Origin of the sequence: Paracoccus pacificus, assembly GCF_042680785.1 — a bacterium.
Lineage (GTDB): Bacteria > Pseudomonadota > Alphaproteobacteria > Rhodobacterales > Rhodobacteraceae > Paracoccus > Paracoccus pacificus.
This window is the reverse complement of record NZ_JBHUEN010000006.1, coordinates 175,026-191,746: the sequence shown is the minus strand read 5'-3', so window position 1 is coordinate 191,746 and position 16,721 is coordinate 175,026. Positions and strand designations below refer to the sequence as shown.

Sequence of the window (16,721 nt, the reverse complement as noted above, 5' to 3'; positions counted from 1 at the left end):
GATGCTGGACCGCGCCGAAGATCGCATCACCGCAGATGGCCGCCAGATCGGCGGCGTGATGCTGGACCTGAAGAACATCACCCTGCGTTTTGGCGGCGTCACCGCGATCAAGGATATCAGCTTCGACATCCGGCAGGGCGAAATCCGCGCCATCATCGGCCCGAACGGCGCCGGCAAGTCCAGCATGCTGAACGTGATCTCGGGCTTTTACGTCCCGCAGCAGGGCGAGGTCTGGTTCCGGGGCGAAAAGCGCGGCCCGATAAAGCCCTATCAGGTCGCAAGGCAGGGTGTCGCGCGCACGTTCCAGAACATCGCCCTGTTCGACGGGATGAGCGTTCTGGACAACATCATGACCGGCCGCCTGACGCATATGCGGGCGGGGATGCTGGCGCAGGCCATATGGCTGGGCCCCGCCGAGCGGGAAGAGATCGAGAACCGCGAAAAGGTCGAAAGGATCATCGACTTTCTGGAGATCCAGAACATCCGCAAGACGCCGGTCGGACGGCTGCCTTACGGGCTGAAAAAGCGGGTCGAGCTGGCCCGGGCGCTGGCCGCCGAGCCGCAGCTTCTGCTGCTGGACGAGCCGATGGCCGGCATGAATGTCGAGGAGAAAGAGGACATGAGCCGTTTCGTCCTCGACGTGAACGACGAATTCGGCACCACCATCGCGCTGATCGAACATGACATGGGCGTGGTCATGGACCTGTCCGACCGGGTGGTGGTGATGGATTACGGCCGCAAGATCGGCGATGGCACGCCCGACGAGGTCCGCAACAATCAGGAAGTGATCGACGCCTATCTGGGGGTGGCCCATGATTAGAACCCTGCTGATCGCCGCGGGCCTTGTCGAACTGATCGCGGCGGCGCTTACGCTGGGCGTAATCCAGTCCGACATCCAGATCATCCTTGCGCTCTGCGCCTTCGGTTTCGGCCTGTCGCACCTCGGCATCGCCGCGATCCTTGGGGGAATGCGCCGCGAAGGGGGGACACCATGACGGATCAGTTGATCTATTCGGCCGAGGTCCTGCTGAACGGGCTGATGACCGGGGTCATGTATGCGCTTGTCGCGCTTGGCTTCGTGCTGATCTTCAAGGCCTCGGGCGTGTTCAACTATGCCCAAGGGGTGATGGCGCTGTTCGCGGCGCTGACGCTGGTCGGGATCCAGCAGGGACAGGTGCCCTTCGCCCATGTCATCAACGCGACCTTCGGCACCAATGTCGAGGAATTCGGCTGGACCGTGCCCTCGGTTCTGGCCATCGCGCTGACCGCGCTGGTCATGGTGCTGTTGGCGTGGCTGATCGAAAAGCTGGTCCTGCAGCATCTGGTCGGGCAGGAACCGATCATCCTGTTCATGGCGACCATCGGTCTGGCCTATTTTCTGGAAGGTCTGGGCGATCTGATGTGGGGCGCCGATATCAAGACGCTGGAGGTCGGCGTGCCGCAAGGCATCTCGGACACGGTCGAGGGGCTGACCGACCGCTGGTTCGGCTATGGGTTCTTCATCGACCGGCTGGATATCTGGGCGACGATCATCGCGGCGCTGCTGGTCGCGGCACTGGTCGCGTTTTCGCAATACACCAAACAGGGCCGCGCCATGCGCGCCGTCGCCGACGACCATCAGGCGGCGCTGTCGGTGGGGATCAGCCTGCAATTCATCTGGATCATGGTCTGGTCCATCGCCGGTTTCGTGGCGCTGGTCGCCGGTATCATGTGGGGCACCAAATCGGGCGTGCAGTTCAGTCTGTCGCTGATCGCACTGAAGGCGCTGCCGGTCCTGATGCTGGGCGGCTTCACCTCGATCCCCGGGGCCATCGTCGGCGGGCTGATCATCGGCGTGGGCGAGAAGCTTTTCGAATACTGGGTCGGCCCGATGGTGGGCGGCGCGACCGAGAACTGGTTCGCCTATGTGCTGGCGCTGGTGTTTCTGGTGTTCCGTCCGCAGGGCCTGTTCGGCGAGCGGATCATCGAAAGGGTGTGACGAAGGACATGAACCTGAACGAGACCGTCAGAAAGCTGATCCAGAACGCGCCCGAGATCCTTGTGATCGCGGCCGCCGCCAGCCTGATCGCCCAGCTTCTGCTGGGCCTGACCTCGACCTTCATGGTCGCGCGGCAGGGCGGCGGCATGGCGTTCTTTCAGACCCTCGGCATCCTCGCCACGGTCATTTTTCAGCCGGCCATGATTCTGGGCGTGGCCGCGATCGCCGCCTATCTGCGCGACGGTCATTGGGGCAAAAGGGGCTGACAGGCGATGTTTTACCGTGAAGCGGGCGATTTCAAGACCAGCTATCGCAAGGACGGCCAGACCTTTCCGATCCGGCTGGACCGCTGGGGCTATTACGTCATCCTTGCCGTCGCCTTTCTGATCATCCCGCTGTGGATCAACCCCTATTGGGCTAACGCGATCCTTGTGCCCTTCCTGATCTACGCGATCGCCGCGCTGGGGCTGAACATCCTGACCGGCTATGCCGGGCAGGTCAGTCTTGGCACCGGCGGGTTCATGGCCGTGGGCGCCTATTCGGTCTACAAGCTGTCGACGGCCTTTCCCGATGTCTCGATCCTGATCCACGTTCTGCTGGCCGGTGGCATTACCGCGCTTGTCGGCATGGCCTTTGGCCTGCCCAGCTTGCGGATCAAGGGCTTTTATCTGGCCGTCGCGACGCTGGCGGCGCAGTTCTTTCTGGTCTGGCTATTCAACAAGGTGCCGTGGTTCTATAACTATTCCGCCTCGGGTCAGATCACAGTGCCCGAACGCACCTTCATGGGCTATTTCATCACCGGCCCGCAGACCTCGGCCCCGGCGAAATATCTGGTCTGTCTGGTCTTTGCGGTGGTGCTGGCATGGATCGCCCGGAACCTGACGCGCGGCGCACTGGGCCGAAGCTGGATGGCGACGCGCGACATGGACATCGCCGCCGAAATCATCGGGGTGAATCCGCTGGCCGCGAAACTGTCGGCCTTTGCCGTATCGTCCTTCTTTGTCGGGGTGGCGGGGGCGCTGTTCTTCGCCGTCTATCTTGGCGCCGCCGAGGTGGGAGAGGCGTTCGGGATCAACAAATCCTTTCTGGTCCTGTTCATGGTCATCATCGGCGGCCTCGGCTCGATCTTCGGCAGCTTCGCCGGCGCCGCCTTTCTGGTCCTGCTGCCGGTTCTTCTGAAAAACATCCTTGCCTCGGGCTTTGGCTGGCCCAGCGATCTGGCCGCCCATGTCGAGCTGATGGTCGTGGGTGCGCTGATCATATTCTTCCTGATCGTCGAGCCGCACGGTCTGGCGCAGCTTTGGCGGTTGACGAAGGAAAAACTGCGGCTGTGGCCGTTCCCGCATTAACAGGCATCAAGAAATCGCCATCAAAAATATCTCTGGGAGGGGAAATGATGAAAACGAAACTTGCAGCAATCGCCGCCGCGGCCTTCGTTGCCGCAACACCGGCATTCGCCGATCTGGTGGTGCCGAACCTCAGCTATCGCACCGGCCCTTACGGCGCGAACGGCACCCAATACGCCGACGGCTTCAACGATTATTTCACGCTGCTGAACGAACGCGACGGCGGTATTGGCGGCCAGAAGATCCAGACCCCCGAATGCGAGACCGCCTATAACACCGAAAAAGGGGTCGAGTGCTATGAGGCGACCAAGGGCTCGGGCGCTTTGGTCTATAACCCGCTGTCGACCGGGATCACCTATCAGCTTATCCCCAAGGTCAGCGTCGACAAGAAAGTGCTGTACACGCCGGGTTATGGCCGCACCTCGGCCAAGAACGGCAAGGTATTCGAGTGGATCTTCAACGCCCCGGCCAATTATTGGGACGGCGCGTCCGTCGCGATCAAATACCTGCTTGATCAGAACGGCGGCAGCCTTGAGGGCAAGAAGATCGCGCTGGTCTATCACAACTCGGCCTATGGGAAGGAGCCGATCCGCACCCTGCAGGAACTGGCCAAGAAGCACGGCTATACCCTGACCGAAATACCCGTTGACGCGCCCGGTCAGGAACAGAAATCGCAATGGCTGCAAATCCGTCGCGACAAACCCGATTTCGTGCTGCTGTGGGGCTGGGGCGTGATGAACCAGGTCGCCATTCAAGAGGCCGCGAACATCCGCTTTCCGATGGAAAACCTGATCGGCATCTGGTGGTCGGGGTCCGAGCTGGACGTGACCCCCGCGGGTGACGGCGCCAACGGCTACAAGGCGCTGACCTTCAACGGTGTCGGCAGCGATTATCCCTATTACGAGGACCTGAAGAAATTCGTCGTCGATCCCGGCAAGGCCAGTCAGGGCGGCCAATATGTCGGCTCGGCGGTCTATTCGCGCGGGATGTACGCGGCCCTTGTCATCGCCGAGGCGATCAAGAAGGCGCAGGAACTGGCCGGCACGGCCGAGATCAACCCCGAACAGCTTCGCGCCGGGTTCGAGGCGCTGGACATCACCGAGGAACGGATGACCGAGCTTGGTCTGCCGGGCTTTGGCCAGACCATCAAGCTGGACTGCGCCAACCACGGCGGCGCCGGCATGGTGAGGTTGCAGCAATGGGATGCGGCGGCGAAGAAATGGAACCTGATTTCGGACTTCATCCAGCCCGATGAAGAGGTTCTGACCCCGCTGATCGCCGAAGACAGCGAAGCCTATGCCAAGGAAGCCGGCGTCACGCCGCGCACCTGCCAGTAACGGGTGAACCGGCCCCGGCTACACGCGCGCCGGGGCCGATCCAAACGGCCCGATCGGGCCATAAGCCGGGAACCGCCATGCTTGACGCCACCCAACAGGCCGAACAGCCGTCCGAACCGCTGCTTGAGGTCAACAACATCGAGGTGATCTATAACCACGTCATTCTGGTGCTGAAGGGCGTCAGCCTGTCGGTGCCGCGGGGCGGCATCACCGCATTGCTGGGCGGCAACGGCGCGGGCAAGACCACGACGCTGAAGGCGATCTCGAACCTGCTTGCTTCGGAACGCGGGGCGGTGACCAAGGGCAGCATCCGTTATCGCGGGCAACGGGTGCAGGATCTGGACCCGGCCGAACTGGTGCGGCGCGGCGTCATTCAGGTAATGGAGGGGCGGCACTGCTTCGAGCATCTGACGGTCGAGGAAAACCTGCTGACCGGCGCCTATACCCGCACGGACGGCGCGGCCGCGATCCGCCGCGACCTCGACATGGTCTATGGCTATTTTCCCCGACTGGCCGAGCGGCGCAAAAGTCAGGCGGGCTATACGTCGGGCGGGGAACAGCAGATGTGCGCCATGGGCCGCGCGCTGATGAGCCGGCCCGAGACGATTCTGCTGGACGAGCCCAGCATGGGCCTTGCGCCGCAACTGGTCGAGCAGATCTTCGCCATCGTCAGGGCGGTGAACGAGGGCGAGGGCGTGACCTTCCTGCTGGCCGAGCAGAACACCAATGTCGCGCTGCGCTTTGCGCATTACGGCTATATTCTGGAAAGCGGGCGCGTGGTCATGGACGGCCCCGCCGATGCGCTGCGCGAGAATCCGGATGTGAAGGAATTCTATCTGGGCGTCGGCGATCAGGGGCGCAAATCCTTTCGCGATGTACGTAGCTATCGCAGGCGCAAGCGCTGGCTGGCCTAGGCAGCGGGCAGGAAAAGCAGCCGTCGGGGGCGCGAACAGGGAAAGGACAGCGGCATGGCCGATTTTTACGACGATCTGGAAACGCGCGACGCGGAACAGCGCGCCGAGGCGCTGGAAACCGATCTGCCGCGCGCCATCAGCCGCGCGCGCCTTGCCCCGGCCATGGCCCGGCTGTTGCGCGACATCGACCCCGAAGCCATCCGCGATGTCGCCGCACTTGCCCAGCTTCCGGTGATCCGCAAATCCGAACTGTCCGAGGCGCAAAGGAAATCGCCCCCCTTTGGCGGCTTCACGACCCGCCCCGCGACCGAGTTCGATCACATCTTTCAAAGCCCCGGCCCGATCTATGAACCCGGTCGCCGCACCGGCGACTGGTGGCGGCTGGGCCGGTTTCTGCATGCGGCCGGCGTCGGCGTCGGCGATATCGTGCAGAACTGCTTCAGCTATCACCTGACCCCGGCGGGAATGATGTTCGACTCGGCCGCCCGCGCGGTCGACGCGGCGGTTCTGCCCGCCGGCACCGGCCAGACCGAACAGCAGGTGCGGGCGGCCGTGGATATCGGCAGCACGGTATACGCCGGCACCCCCGATTTTCTGCAGGTCATTCTTGAGAAAGCCGACCAGATGGGCGAGGCACTGGCGATCAGCCGCGCCTGCGTCTCGGGCGGGGCGTTGTTCCCGGCGATGCGCCAGTCCTATCAGGATCGCGGCATCGCCACCTTTCAGTGCTATGCGACCGCCGATCTGGGGCTGATCGCTTACGAATCCGACGCCCGCGACGGGCTGATCGTGGATGAAGGCGTGATCGTTGAAATCGTCCGCCCCGGCACCGGCGATCCCGTACCCGAGGGCGAGGTGGGCGAGGTTCTGGTGACGACGATGAACGTCGATTACCCGCTGATACGCTTTGCCACCGGCGATCTGTCGGCGGTCATGCCGGGTCAAAGCCCGTGCGGGCGCACCAATATGCGGATTCGCGGCTGGATGGGGCGCGCCGACCAGACCACCAAGATCAAGGGCATGTTCGTCCGCCCCGAACAGGTCGCGGCCCTTGTCGCCCGGCACCCCGAGATCGCCCGCGCCCGTGTGATCGCGGACCGCGACGGCGACAGGGACGTCATTACCGTCCAGGTCGAAACCAGCGCCGCCTCGGGCGACGCCCGGTCACTGGAACAATCGGTCCAGGACCTGCTGAAACTGCGCGGCCGGGTCGAGATCGTGGCCCCCGGATCGCTTCCGAACGACGGCAAGGTGATCGAGGACCGGCGCAGCTACTGACCGCAACCGCGCGCTCACGGCTGACGCGCAGGGGATGAAATCTGCGTGCATCCGGGCGGTTGGCGGCAACCGATTGCCGGCCCGAAGGTTATGGTTCGGCACGGCCTTGTGCCGACCATCCTGAAACGAACCCTGAAAGGCCGCCCGCCATGCCCCCCGCCGCACTAACCCCTGCCGCCCCGATTTCTGCCGCCAAGACCTCTGCCGCCCCGACCTTCGCCGCCCGTTCGCGCCGCAGCCTGATCGCCGCCCTGATGCTGACCTGCGCCGGCGCCATGGCCGCGCATGCCGAAAGCCGTGCCATCGTCATCGGCAACAGCAATTACGACAACGCCCCCGATGTGCCGGGCGCCGAAGGCATGGCGCCAGCCCGCAAGGCGCTGAACGACGCCGGCTTTCGGGTCATCGGCGGCGACAACGTCAGAACCAACGGCCTGCGCGAGGATATCGAGGCTTTTATCGCGCCCGATAACAACGCCGGTCCCCGCATCATCCTTCTGGCGGGTCGGTTTGTGCGTTCGGCCAATGACAGCTGGTTCATCAGTCAGGGTGCCGACCGGCCGTCGCTTTCCAACGCCGACACGCAAGGGGTGTCCCTGTCGGTGCTGATGGACGCGCTGGGGCGGCGTCCGGGTCAGTCGGTGATCCTGCTGGGCAACGGCGGCGACGGGCCGATGAAAACCGGGCTTGGCATTGCAAGCGGGCTGGGCGATCTGCGCATCCCCGAGGGGGTGACCGTGGTCACCGGCACCCCGGCGGACATGGTCCGCGCCACCCAGATGATGGTGACCGACGGGCGGCGCTTTGATCAGCTTGGCAATGCGGGCCGGTCGGTGCGCGTGATGGGCTATCGCGCCCCCGGTGCGGTGCTGGGCGGTAACAGACCCGGGCCATCCGGCGGCGGCAACACGGGCAATCCCGGCAACAGCTCCGAGGCCGACGCATGGAATCTGGCGCGCAAGAACGATTCGATCGAACAATACCGCGCCTATCTGCGCGCCTATCCCAACGGCAGCCACGCCGACGCCGCGCGCGAGCGTATCTTCGCGCTCGGCCGCAATGACGACGTGGACCGCAACGCGGTGCGCGAGAACGACCTTCTGAACCGCGATCAGCGCCGGCAGGTGCAACGCAACCTGACCCTTCTGGGATATGATACCCGCGGCGCCGACGGTATTTTCGGCAGCGCGACCCGCCGGGCGATCCGCGATTGGCAGGCGCGCAACAACCTCAGCCAGACCGGATATCTGACCGAGCGCCAGCAGATCGTGCTGTTGTCCGAACAAAGCCGCAAGGCCGCCGACCTGCGCGACCAGAACCGCAAGGACGAGGCCGCCCGGATCGAGGCGGCCGACCGCCGCTATTGGGCCGATGTCGGATCCGTCGGCGGCGCCCAGGGTCTGCGGGCCTATCTGTCGCGTTACCCGAACGGGATCTATGCCAAGCAGGCCCGCCAGAAACTGGCCGAGCTTGGCGGCGGCGGCGGGGGCACTTCCACCGGCGCCGGCCCGCGCGAGGCCGAGATGTGGCGCCGCACGCAGGACGATCCTTCGGCCCGGCGCTATCGGGATTACCTGAACGCCTATCCGAACGGGGTCTATGCCAAGCAGGCCCGGGCTGCACTGAACCGGCTGGAGAAACAACAGCCCGACCCGGCGAAACGGCCCAACCCGGCGACCACGGACGCCGCCAAGGCCGAAGCGGCGCTGGGCCTGACCGACGCGACCCGGCAGTTGATCGAGGGGCGTCTGGCCGCGGCCGGGGTGAACCCGGGCAAGGTCGACGGAAAGTTCGACGGCCAAACCCGCAACGCGATCCGGGTGTTCCAGCGCGCCCGTAACCTGCCGGCGACCGGTTACATGGATCAGGCCACCGTGGTCCAGTTGCTGGCGCAAGCCCTGCGCTGACCGGCGGGTGTTTTCCGACATGAAAAAAGGCCCGCCGGGATCCCGGCGGGCCTTTTCATGATGCGTATCGTCCGGTCGTTGGGCCGATCAGCCCTGACGGGCCTTGAAGCGCTTCTGCGTCTTGTTGATGACGTAGATGCGGCCCTTACGACGCACGATCTGGCAATCCCGGTGACGCTCCTTGAGCGAGCGGAGCGAGTTGCGAACCTTCATAGGTCTTCTCCTCATTCGCGGCGCGCTCGACGGCGCCATGAAAACTGAAAGCCCCCGGACCGGCCGGGGGCGGCGAAAAATGGTGGGCGGTACTGGGATCGAACCAGTGGCCACTACGATGTCAACGTAGTGCTCTACCGCTGAGCTAACCGCCCGTGTCCTGGTGATTCTGTCGATTCCCGCGCATAAACGCAGAAAAACCGGTCAGAACCGCTTCGGTCGGCTGTCTATAAAGTCACTCGCAGGGGAAATGCAAGTGCTATTGGATCCGACCGGGACGGTATATAGTTGAGCCTGCGGACGGGCCACGCCATGCGGATCGGAGGCCGGATTGGAGGGTGGAAATCGGATGCGGCATCAGCCACCAAAGCGGACCTATGATCTGACCTATCCGGCCAACTGGACCTCGGGGGTGATTCTGGCATCGCCGCACAGCGGATGCGAATACCCCGACTGGTTTCTGGCCGAAAGCAATCTGGATGAACGGCTGCTGCGCTCGTCCGAGGATGCCTTTGTCGACAGGCTGGTCGCCAGCGCGCCGGACGCCGGGGCCGCGTTGCTGACCGCCCGGGTTCCCCGCGCCGTCGTCGACCTGAACCGCGCCGCGGATGAGCTTGATCCGGTTCTTGTGCAGGGCGTCCGCTCGACCGTTCCGGGGCCGCGTATTCTGGCCGGCCTGGGGGTTTTGCCGCGTGTGGTGGCGGGTGGCCGCGCCATTCACCGTGCCCCCCTGACCCGGGCCGAGGCCGACCGGCGCATCCAAGAGCTGTGGCACCCCTATCACGCCGCCCTGGCCCAGGTCATCGCCCGGGCGCGAGCGCATTTCGGCGCCGCCATCCTGATCGACATGCATTCGATGCCGCGCGAAAGCCTTTCCGACCTGCCGCGCCCCCACCCCGAGGTGGTGCTGGGCGACCGTCACGGCAGTTCGGCGGCGCATCAGATCACCACCGCCGTGGCCGACGCCTTTACCGCCGAGGGGTTTCAGGTCGCCCGCAATACCCCGTTCGCGGGCGCCTATATCGCCTCGCATTACGGTCGCCCCTCGAACCGGGTGCACGCGATTCAGGTCGAGATCGACCGCTCGCTTTACATGGACGAACAGGGGATTCAGCCACTTCCGGGGTTCGATGCCTTCGCCGCCCGCATCGGCGCCGTCATCGGGCGCTTGGCTCGGCTGGGAAATGCTGGCAATACTCTGCCCATCGCCGCTGAGTAAAAGGACCGTTCCGTGCCGTATCAATTTTCCGAGTTTCTGGGTAGCAATGCCACGCTGATCATTCTGGCGGTGCTGATCTTCGTCGCCGTCCTCGCCGCCGTCAAAATCGTCCCGCAGTCCGAGAAATACGTGGTCGAACGCTTTGGCCGGCTGCGCGCCGTGCTTGGGCCGGGGATCAACTTCATCGTGCCGTTTCTGGACCGCGTGGCACACAAGATTTCGGTTCTGGAACGGCAGTTGCCGACCCATGAACAGGACGCCATCACCGCCGATAACGTTCTGGTTCAGGTGCAGACCAGCGTATTCTACCGCATTCTGGAACCGGAAAAGACGGTTTATCGGATCCGCGACGTCGATGCCGCCATCGCCACCACCGTGGCCGGGATCGTGCGGTCCGAAATCGGCACCATGGATCTGGACCATGTGCAATCGAACCGCGCGCAACTGATCGAACGCATCCGCACCTCGCTGGCCAGTGTGGTCGATGACTGGGGGATCGAGGTCACCCGCGCCGAGATTCTGGACGTGAACCTTGACGCCCAGACCCGCGCCGCCATGCTGCAACAGCTTAACGCCGAGCGCGCCCGCCGCGCCCAGGTCACCGAGGCCGAGGGCAAGCGCCGCGCCGTCGAGCTTGCCGCCGATGGTGAGCTTTATGCCGCTGAACAGCAGGCCAAGGCCAAGCGCATTCTGGCCGAGGCCGAGGCGTTTTCGACCGCCGCCATCGCGCAGGCGATCAAGGACAACGGGCTCGAGGCCGCGCAATATCAGGTTGCGCTCAAGCAGGTCGAGGCGCTGACCGCCGTGGGCAAGGGCGACGGCAAGCAGACGGTGATCGTGCCGGCCTCCGCGCTGGATGCCTTCGCCAACGCCTTCACCCTGCTCAGGGGCGTCAAATGAGCTGGCATGACGGCTGGCTTTGGCTGATCGCCGCGCTGGTTCTGGCGTTGCTGGAAATCGTCGTGCCGGGATTTCTGTTTCTGGGCATCGCCATCGGCACAGGAATCATCGGCTTGCTGATGGTGCTGGGTGCATGGACCGCCTCGATCCCCGTCTCGCTGGTGGTCTGCGCGATCCTTTCGGGCGTGGCGTGGTTCGCCCTGCGCCGCTGGGTCGGGGTGCGCAAGGGTCAGGTCCGCATCTGGCACCGCGACATCAACGACAACTAAGCGCGCCCCCATGGCAGGCTTTAGCGGCACGAAACTGGTTCTGACCTGCGGCGACGCGATCCTGACCCTGCTGCGCGACGATTTTGCGCATATCCCCTATCCCGCCCATTGGGACCTGCCGGGCGGCGGCGCCGAACCCGGCGAGACGCCGCGCGAATGCGGATTGCGTGAACTGGCCGAGGAATTCGGCCTGCGCCTGCAACCCGAACGACTTGCGGACGGCCGCGAATTCGAGGCCGTTCACCCGCCCGGCACCCGGTCATGGATGTTTCGCGGCACCCTGACACAGGACGACATCGCCGCAATCCGCTTTGGCGACGAGGGGCAGGCGTGGCGGATGATGCCGCTGCATCGCTTTCTGACCCATCCCGTGGTCGTGCCACATTTTCCGCGCCGCGTGACCGAGATGCTGGGCCTATAAGGGCCATTCGCAGATCATGGTGACGGCGTAACGCTGTTCTGATCCTCGTCGCAGGACGCGTTGGAAAATGGCGCACGGATAGCGAAAGGCGCGCCTTTGACCGGTGGAGCCGGCAATCCGACCGACCGAACCGGGTCGTTGACCGGACCCGGACATGCACCGAATCGGTGATCGGCGCGAGCCGCTGATCTTCGGCGGAGGAAAGGCCGATCCTTTGACAAATCTTCCGCCCGGGCCGGAATCCGTGCCTGCAAGGGTTACCAACAGGCCCCCCCCGGCGATGCGGCTTGACCGCCGTGACGGACATGCCAGCCAACGAAAAACGCCCGCGGCAGGAGCCACGGGCGTCATCAATTCCGGTTCGGGGCGCGCTTAGCGGCGCAGGCCCAGCTTGGCGATCAGCGCGGTATAGCGCGATTCGTCCTTGCCTTTCAGATAGTCCAGCAGCTTGCGGCGCTGCGCGACCAGCTTCAGCAGGCCACGACGCGAATGGTTGTCTTTCTTGTGCAGCTTGAAATGCTCGGTCAGCGTCGCAATGCGCGAGGACAGAATCGCCACCTGCACCTCGGGCGAGCCGGTATCGCCTTTCTTGGTGGCGAATTCGGTCATGACGCGGCCTTTTTCTTCAACAGTGATCGACATCGGGGTCTCCTATGCTAGCGGTTCGGGTTATGGCGCAGGCCGGGATGTCGTCCAGCACAGGCCCATGGAGCCGCCCGCCATAGCGGCGGGGGATGGGCGCCTATAGGGGAAAAGCGGCGGTTTGAAAAGCCCTATCTGGCTTTCATGTGCCCGGTCGTCGGGTCAATGCTGGTCAGTTCGACATGGCCGGCGTTGAAACCCCGCGCGTAAAGCACCTTGGCCACGGAAACCCCGTTCAACATCACCGTCGCCGAGCCGTCAGAACCGTGGTCGATGGTGATCACCGCATTGGGGTCGTCGCTCATGATCAGCAGCCGGTCCTGACTGGCGTCGAAATCACCCAGCACCGGCACCTCGGCGCCCTTGGCCGCAGCCGCCTCGGTCACACCGGCACCGGCGACATAGATGCTGTCGCTGCCGGCGCCGCCCTCGGCCCAGTCGCTGGAGCCCGCAACGAGAGTGTCGTTACCGTCGTCGCCGCGAAGGAAGCTGCGGTCACCCGCCACCTTGTCGGCATGATTGGCGATGATCAGGTCATCGCCGTCGCCGCCGCTGGCATCGTCCTGACCGGTGCCGGTGACGATCGTGTCACTGCCGGCCGCGCCGTCCAGCGTATCGTTGCCCGCGCCGCCGTGCATCCAGTCGCCGCCCTCGCCGCCGAACAGGCCGTCGTCGCCTTCATCACCCCAGAAACTGTCGTCCCCGCCTTGCCCGGCCAATGTATCGTTGCCCGCGCCGCCGGAAATGGTGTCGTTGCCGTCGGCATCGTCGGCGCCATGACGATCGCCGTCGCCGTCGATGCGGTCATCGCCGGCCCGGCCGAGAAGGCGATCATCGCCCTCGCCGCCCATCATGTCGTCGTCGCCCGCGCCACCGTCGAGCTGGTCGGCGCCGCCATAGCCCATCATCTGGTCGCGGCCATCACCGCCGATCAGCGTATCGTCGCCGTCGCCGGCATAAAGCCGGTCATCGCCGGCGGTGCCCTGTTCAAGCTTACCGGGGTCGATCGGCGTGACGACCGGGTCGTCGCCGTCCGGTTCCTGATCGTCAGGCGGGGCAAGATCGTCGTCGTCGTCATCATCGCCGGGCCGCCCGGTGGCGGCGGCGACATCTATCGCCGCACCGGCCAGAAGCAGTCCCATCAGTCCGGCGAACAGGAACATCGCAACACCCGCAACCTATCGTTACCACAGCACTTATTTACGCGAAATCGCGGTTCTGGCCCAGAGAATTGTTAAGAAAGCGTTAACGCGCGCCCCGGCTACCATATCTGGGGCTGGTGGGCATAGCCGACATACAGCGGGTGGCGCGGGGCGCCGCCCTGGGTCAGCCCCAGATGGTGCAGGTGCTTGCCCGTGGCGCGCAGCAGCGATTCCACCTGCCTGCCGCGATCCAGATGCTGGCCATGCGTGCCCCAGGCGCACACGATCGTATCGGCCCAGTCGGCGCCGTCCCTGATCGCCCGGTTGTTTTCCGGCCCGACCGGATCGGCGACGGCGCGCATCACCTTTGGATCGGTGGCGCGCCAGGCGAAGATATTCACCACCCGGAACCCGCCATAGCCGAGGGCGCGGGCGCGACGCTCGCACCGCTCGACCGTGGGGTCGTTCTGGACCTCGGTCGCGGTCGACGGGTTCAGCATCACGAAAAGCACCCGCCGCCCCTTAGGCTGCCAGATCCGGGTCAGGTCATAGCGATAGGCAAGGCAATCCGAATAGACGGCCACGGAATGCGCATCGCCCTTTAGATGGCTGCGTTCGATCATCCGCGCCTTTTGCCCTGTGACGGGCGCGGCGGCAACCGTTACGTTTAACGCCAATAGGGGTTCGACCACGCCCGTCGCCCGGCCGCGTCGATCACCGTGACGCGCAGCCAAGGCGAGTTCGCAAGCCGGCCGATCTTGATCTTCGCGCGGGTCATCGAATGCCCATGCATCGCCGCCGTGGCCGAGCCCTGACCCTGAACGATGACCGAAGCTGCGGCGGAACATTCGACGTCCACCAAGTCACCGTCGAGGTGAATCCCGCGAATCTCCGGCCCTTGCGAGGAATAGAACAGGCCATCCTTGAGGGCCTGCAACAAGGCGTCGGGGTGGTTTTCGGGGCTGCGCACCATGACCCAGCCGCCGAAATGGTCAGGCTCGGTGAAATGGGCGTCGTCGGTGGCGATCAGCGACAGCCGGCGCCCCTCGGCCAGCAAAAGATCGGCGGTGGCGAAACCATCGGCGCGGTCGGCGCCCGCAAAGCAGCCGTGGTTATAGACCTCGGCCGCGTGCGCAGCCGAAATGCTGCGCGCATCGTCAAGCGTCATCGCCGACCATTGCGGATGCGCGATGGACACGAAGGCCCCGGCTTGCGCTGCGCGTTCGGCGATCTGCGGCCCGGTTTCCTGATCGTCGACCGGCACAAAATGCGGGGCGTTCGGCGGGGTAAAGTCCAGCGGCAGCCCGACCGCGAGAATGTGCCAGAGCTCACCGTTCTGCATCGCCCCCGAATGAAGTTCCGCCCCCAGCAGCGTGGTGAAACCGTCCTTGCGCATGGCGCGCGTATCCACGACCGGATAGCCGTAGATGCCAAGAAAGTGATCGGTCAGCGCGATAAAATCATACCCTTCGGCGGCATAACGTCGGCAAACCTCATCAGGGGTCAAAGCCCCGTCGGAACGGTTGGAATGGGTGTGCAGATTGCCGCGCCAGAAGGAACCTTCGGCAGAAAACGCGTCCATGCAGATCCTCGCGGTTGAGGTTTGGTTTGGCAAGGCTGTGCCAGACGGACGAACGATTGCCCGGCCTCTGCCGAAGGGCAAGTGTCCTGTGATAACATTCGCTGCGGCCGGCGCCGCGCCACAACCTTGGGATCTGATCAGCGCATGGCAATTCAGCGCATGTCAATGAAGAAGCTTCGGGCCATCGTGATGGCGGCCTTTGCCATCTGCGCGGCCGTGACCGCTTATGCACAGGCGCCCGGCGGTGGCGGTGGCCGGTCCGGCCCGTCGGGTCCGGTCAAGGTCGGGGTCGTGACGCTTGCGGATCAGCAGGTCCCCTATATCGTCACGCTTCCGGGCCGCGCCGTGGCCTTTCAGACCGCCGAGATCCGCCCCCGGGTCAGCGGCGTCATCGAGAGAATCACCTATCAGCAGGGCCGCAACGTCACCGCCGGCGAGGAAATGTTCCAGATCGAGGACGACACCTTCACCGCCGCCCTGCAGGCGGCCGATGCGGTGGTGAAACAGGCCGAAACCAGCGTATCGACGGCCGAGGCCGCTTTGGCCCGGGCGCAGTCGCTGGTCGGGGTCGGCTCGACCCGCGCGTCGGTCGAGGCCGCGCAGCTTACGCTGGCGCAGGCAGAGGCCGCGCTGAGCGAGGCCGAGGCGCAGCGGCAACTGGCCAAGCTCGATCTGGACTATACCCGGGTTCGCAGCCCGATCGACGGCGCTTCGTCCGTGTCGGCGGTGTCGATCGGCGCCATCGTCACCGGCAACCAGTCCGACGCCCTGACCACCGTCACCCAGCTTGACCCGATCTATGTCGATGTGGCCGAATCGAGCACCCGCATCCTGCGGAACCGCGACCGCATGCGCACCGGCGCGATGTCACGCGCTGCCAATGTGGATATTTCCCTGACGCTCGAGGACGGCTCGGCCTATGACGCGCGGGGCGAGATCGTCAGCCCCAGCCGGCAAGTATCGACGACGACCGGGACCACCCAGATCCGGATCCAGTTCCCCAACCCCGACCGGGTCATCATGCCGGGGCAATTCCTGCGGGTGGCGATGACGCTGGGCAGCACACGCGGGGTTCTGGTGCCGCAGCGGGCGACCAGCCGGGCGGCGGACGGCACGCTGACCGCCTTTCTGGCCCGCGACGGCAAGGCCACGCAGGTCACCCTGACCGAACAGGGCTCCTATAACAACGCCTGGATCGTCAGTCAGGGCGCCGTGGCCGGTGATCAGGTCATCGTCGACGGGCTGGACGGGCTGCGTGACGGGGCCGATGTCGAAACCGTGCCGGTGACGATTTCGGACGAGGGCGTCGTCGTCGATCAGACCGGCAACGCGGGTGACGGCGCAGGCGCGCCGGATACCAACGCCGCCACCGGAACCGCGCCCGAAAACGCCGATGCGGGCGGGACTGCGCCGACCCGTGCCCAGCCCGACGGCACGGCACCTGACGCCCCCGCGCCGGCCGCCACCGCCACGCAGCCGCAGAGGCCGCCCGCAACGACCGAGGCCGCATCCGTGCCCGGCGGAACGGCCCGGCCGGCACAGCGCCCCTCGACCCCGACCACGGGCGGCTGAC

Annotated in this window: 19 protein-coding genes and 1 tRNA gene; 14 read left to right on the top strand and 6 right to left on the bottom strand. The window is 65.1% G+C overall.

The genetic code is table 11. The features are described from left to right. The first annotated feature begins 1 nt into the window (after position 1). The 9 genes from ACFSCT_RS02450 (at position 2) to ACFSCT_RS02410 (ending at position 8,760) form a co-directional block, all read left to right on the top strand. Positions 2-820 carry an ABC transporter ATP-binding protein gene (locus ACFSCT_RS02450; RefSeq protein ID WP_379139857.1) on the top strand — a complete coding sequence of 273 codons (819 nt, stop codon included), beginning with the start codon at positions 2-4 and terminating at the stop codon, positions 818-820. Further along, entirely contained in the window at positions 813-995 is a 183-nt protein-coding gene (locus ACFSCT_RS02445) for a hypothetical protein (RefSeq protein ID WP_379139855.1), read from the top strand. Before ACFSCT_RS02450 ends, ACFSCT_RS02445 begins: the two co-directional genes overlap by 8 nt. Next, positions 992-1,978 carry a branched-chain amino acid ABC transporter permease gene (locus ACFSCT_RS02440; protein WP_379139853.1) on the top strand — a complete coding sequence of 329 codons (987 nt, stop codon included), beginning with the start codon at positions 992-994 and terminating at the stop codon, positions 1,976-1,978. The genes ACFSCT_RS02445 and ACFSCT_RS02440 overlap by 4 nt, the downstream gene beginning before the upstream one ends. Before the next feature lie 8 nt (positions 1,979-1,986). Continuing rightward, on the top strand, positions 1,987-2,244 hold the full coding sequence (locus tag ACFSCT_RS02435; RefSeq protein ID WP_379139851.1) for a hypothetical protein: 258 nt from the start codon (positions 1,987-1,989) through the stop codon (positions 2,242-2,244). A gap of 6 nt (positions 2,245-2,250) precedes the next feature. Next, positions 2,251-3,327 (top strand): branched-chain amino acid ABC transporter permease, encoded by a 1,077-nt coding sequence (locus tag ACFSCT_RS02430; RefSeq protein WP_379139850.1) that lies wholly within the window; start codon positions 2,251-2,253, stop codon positions 3,325-3,327. A 47-nt stretch (positions 3,328-3,374) separates the two neighbouring features. Continuing rightward, positions 3,375-4,661: an ABC transporter substrate-binding protein gene (locus tag ACFSCT_RS02425; protein WP_379139848.1), complete on the top strand. Its 1,287-nt coding sequence runs from the start codon at positions 3,375-3,377 to the stop codon at positions 4,659-4,661. A 77-nt stretch (positions 4,662-4,738) separates the two neighbouring features. Further along, positions 4,739-5,575: an ABC transporter ATP-binding protein gene (locus tag ACFSCT_RS02420; protein ID WP_379139847.1), complete on the top strand. Its 837-nt coding sequence runs from the start codon at positions 4,739-4,741 to the stop codon at positions 5,573-5,575. Positions 5,576-5,629: 54 nt separating this feature from the next. Then, positions 5,630-6,853, top strand: a complete 1,224-nt coding sequence (locus ACFSCT_RS02415) for a phenylacetate--CoA ligase family protein (RefSeq protein WP_379139845.1) — start codon at positions 5,630-5,632, stop codon at positions 6,851-6,853. Between the two features lie 149 nt (positions 6,854-7,002). Continuing rightward, a complete protein-coding gene (locus ACFSCT_RS02410) occupies positions 7,003-8,760 on the top strand; it encodes a peptidoglycan-binding domain-containing protein (RefSeq protein ID WP_379139843.1) in 1,758 nt (585 codons plus the stop codon). 87 nt (positions 8,761-8,847) lie between these two features. On the opposite strand, the gene ykgO is transcribed toward ACFSCT_RS02410, so the two are convergent. Next, the gene (gene ykgO, locus ACFSCT_RS02405) at positions 8,848-8,973 is read right to left on the bottom strand and encodes a type B 50S ribosomal protein L36 (protein WP_379139841.1); all 126 of its coding nucleotides are present in this window, start codon (positions 8,971-8,973) and stop codon (positions 8,848-8,850) included. 80 nt (positions 8,974-9,053) lie between these two features. Beyond that, a tRNA-Val gene (locus tag ACFSCT_RS02400) sits at positions 9,054-9,128 on the bottom strand. Positions 9,129-9,322: 194 nt separating this feature from the next. On the opposite strand from ACFSCT_RS02400, the gene ACFSCT_RS02395 reads away from it, so the two are divergent. The 4 genes from ACFSCT_RS02395 to ACFSCT_RS02380 are packed head-to-tail and all read left to right on the top strand — an operon-like array spanning position 9,323 to position 11,782. Continuing rightward, on the top strand, positions 9,323-10,192 hold the full coding sequence (locus ACFSCT_RS02395) for an N-formylglutamate amidohydrolase (RefSeq protein WP_379139839.1): 870 nt from the start codon (positions 9,323-9,325) through the stop codon (positions 10,190-10,192). A 12-nt stretch (positions 10,193-10,204) separates the two neighbouring features. Then, complete coding sequence (locus ACFSCT_RS02390; RefSeq protein ID WP_379139837.1) at positions 10,205-11,092, top strand: SPFH domain-containing protein; 888 nt, start codon at positions 10,205-10,207, stop codon at positions 11,090-11,092. Continuing rightward, positions 11,089-11,361: a hypothetical protein gene (locus ACFSCT_RS02385; protein ID WP_379139835.1), complete on the top strand. Its 273-nt coding sequence runs from the start codon at positions 11,089-11,091 to the stop codon at positions 11,359-11,361. The genes ACFSCT_RS02390 and ACFSCT_RS02385 overlap by 4 nt, the downstream gene beginning before the upstream one ends. 10 nt (positions 11,362-11,371) lie before the next feature. Continuing rightward, positions 11,372-11,782, top strand: coding sequence for an NUDIX hydrolase (locus ACFSCT_RS02380; RefSeq protein WP_379139834.1), 411 nt, complete (start codon positions 11,372-11,374; stop codon positions 11,780-11,782). 372 nt (positions 11,783-12,154) lie between these two features. Here ACFSCT_RS02380 and rpsO read toward each other — a convergent pair whose 3' ends face one another. The 4 genes from rpsO to ACFSCT_RS02360 all read right to left on the bottom strand — a co-directional run bounded on the left by rpsO (position 12,155) and on the right by ACFSCT_RS02360 (position 15,154). After that, positions 12,155-12,424, bottom strand: a complete 270-nt coding sequence (gene rpsO / locus ACFSCT_RS02375; RefSeq protein WP_379139833.1) for a 30S ribosomal protein S15 — start codon at positions 12,422-12,424, stop codon at positions 12,155-12,157. Between the two features lie 131 nt (positions 12,425-12,555). Then, positions 12,556-13,587, bottom strand: a complete 1,032-nt coding sequence (locus ACFSCT_RS02370) for a calcium-binding protein (protein ID WP_379139831.1) — start codon at positions 13,585-13,587, stop codon at positions 12,556-12,558. Positions 13,588-13,685: 98 nt separating this feature from the next. Then, a complete protein-coding gene (locus ACFSCT_RS02365) occupies positions 13,686-14,189 on the bottom strand; it encodes a DUF1643 domain-containing protein (RefSeq protein WP_379139829.1) in 504 nt (167 codons plus the stop codon). A gap of 44 nt (positions 14,190-14,233) precedes the next feature. Then, positions 14,234-15,154 (bottom strand): PHP domain-containing protein, encoded by a 921-nt coding sequence (locus tag ACFSCT_RS02360; protein WP_379140051.1) that lies wholly within the window; start codon positions 15,152-15,154, stop codon positions 14,234-14,236. Between the two features lie 159 nt (positions 15,155-15,313). Between ACFSCT_RS02360 and ACFSCT_RS02355 the strand changes: the two genes are divergently transcribed. Then, entirely contained in the window at positions 15,314-16,720 is a 1,407-nt protein-coding gene (locus ACFSCT_RS02355) for an efflux RND transporter periplasmic adaptor subunit (protein ID WP_379139827.1), read from the top strand. Position 16,721: the final 1 nt, after the last annotated feature.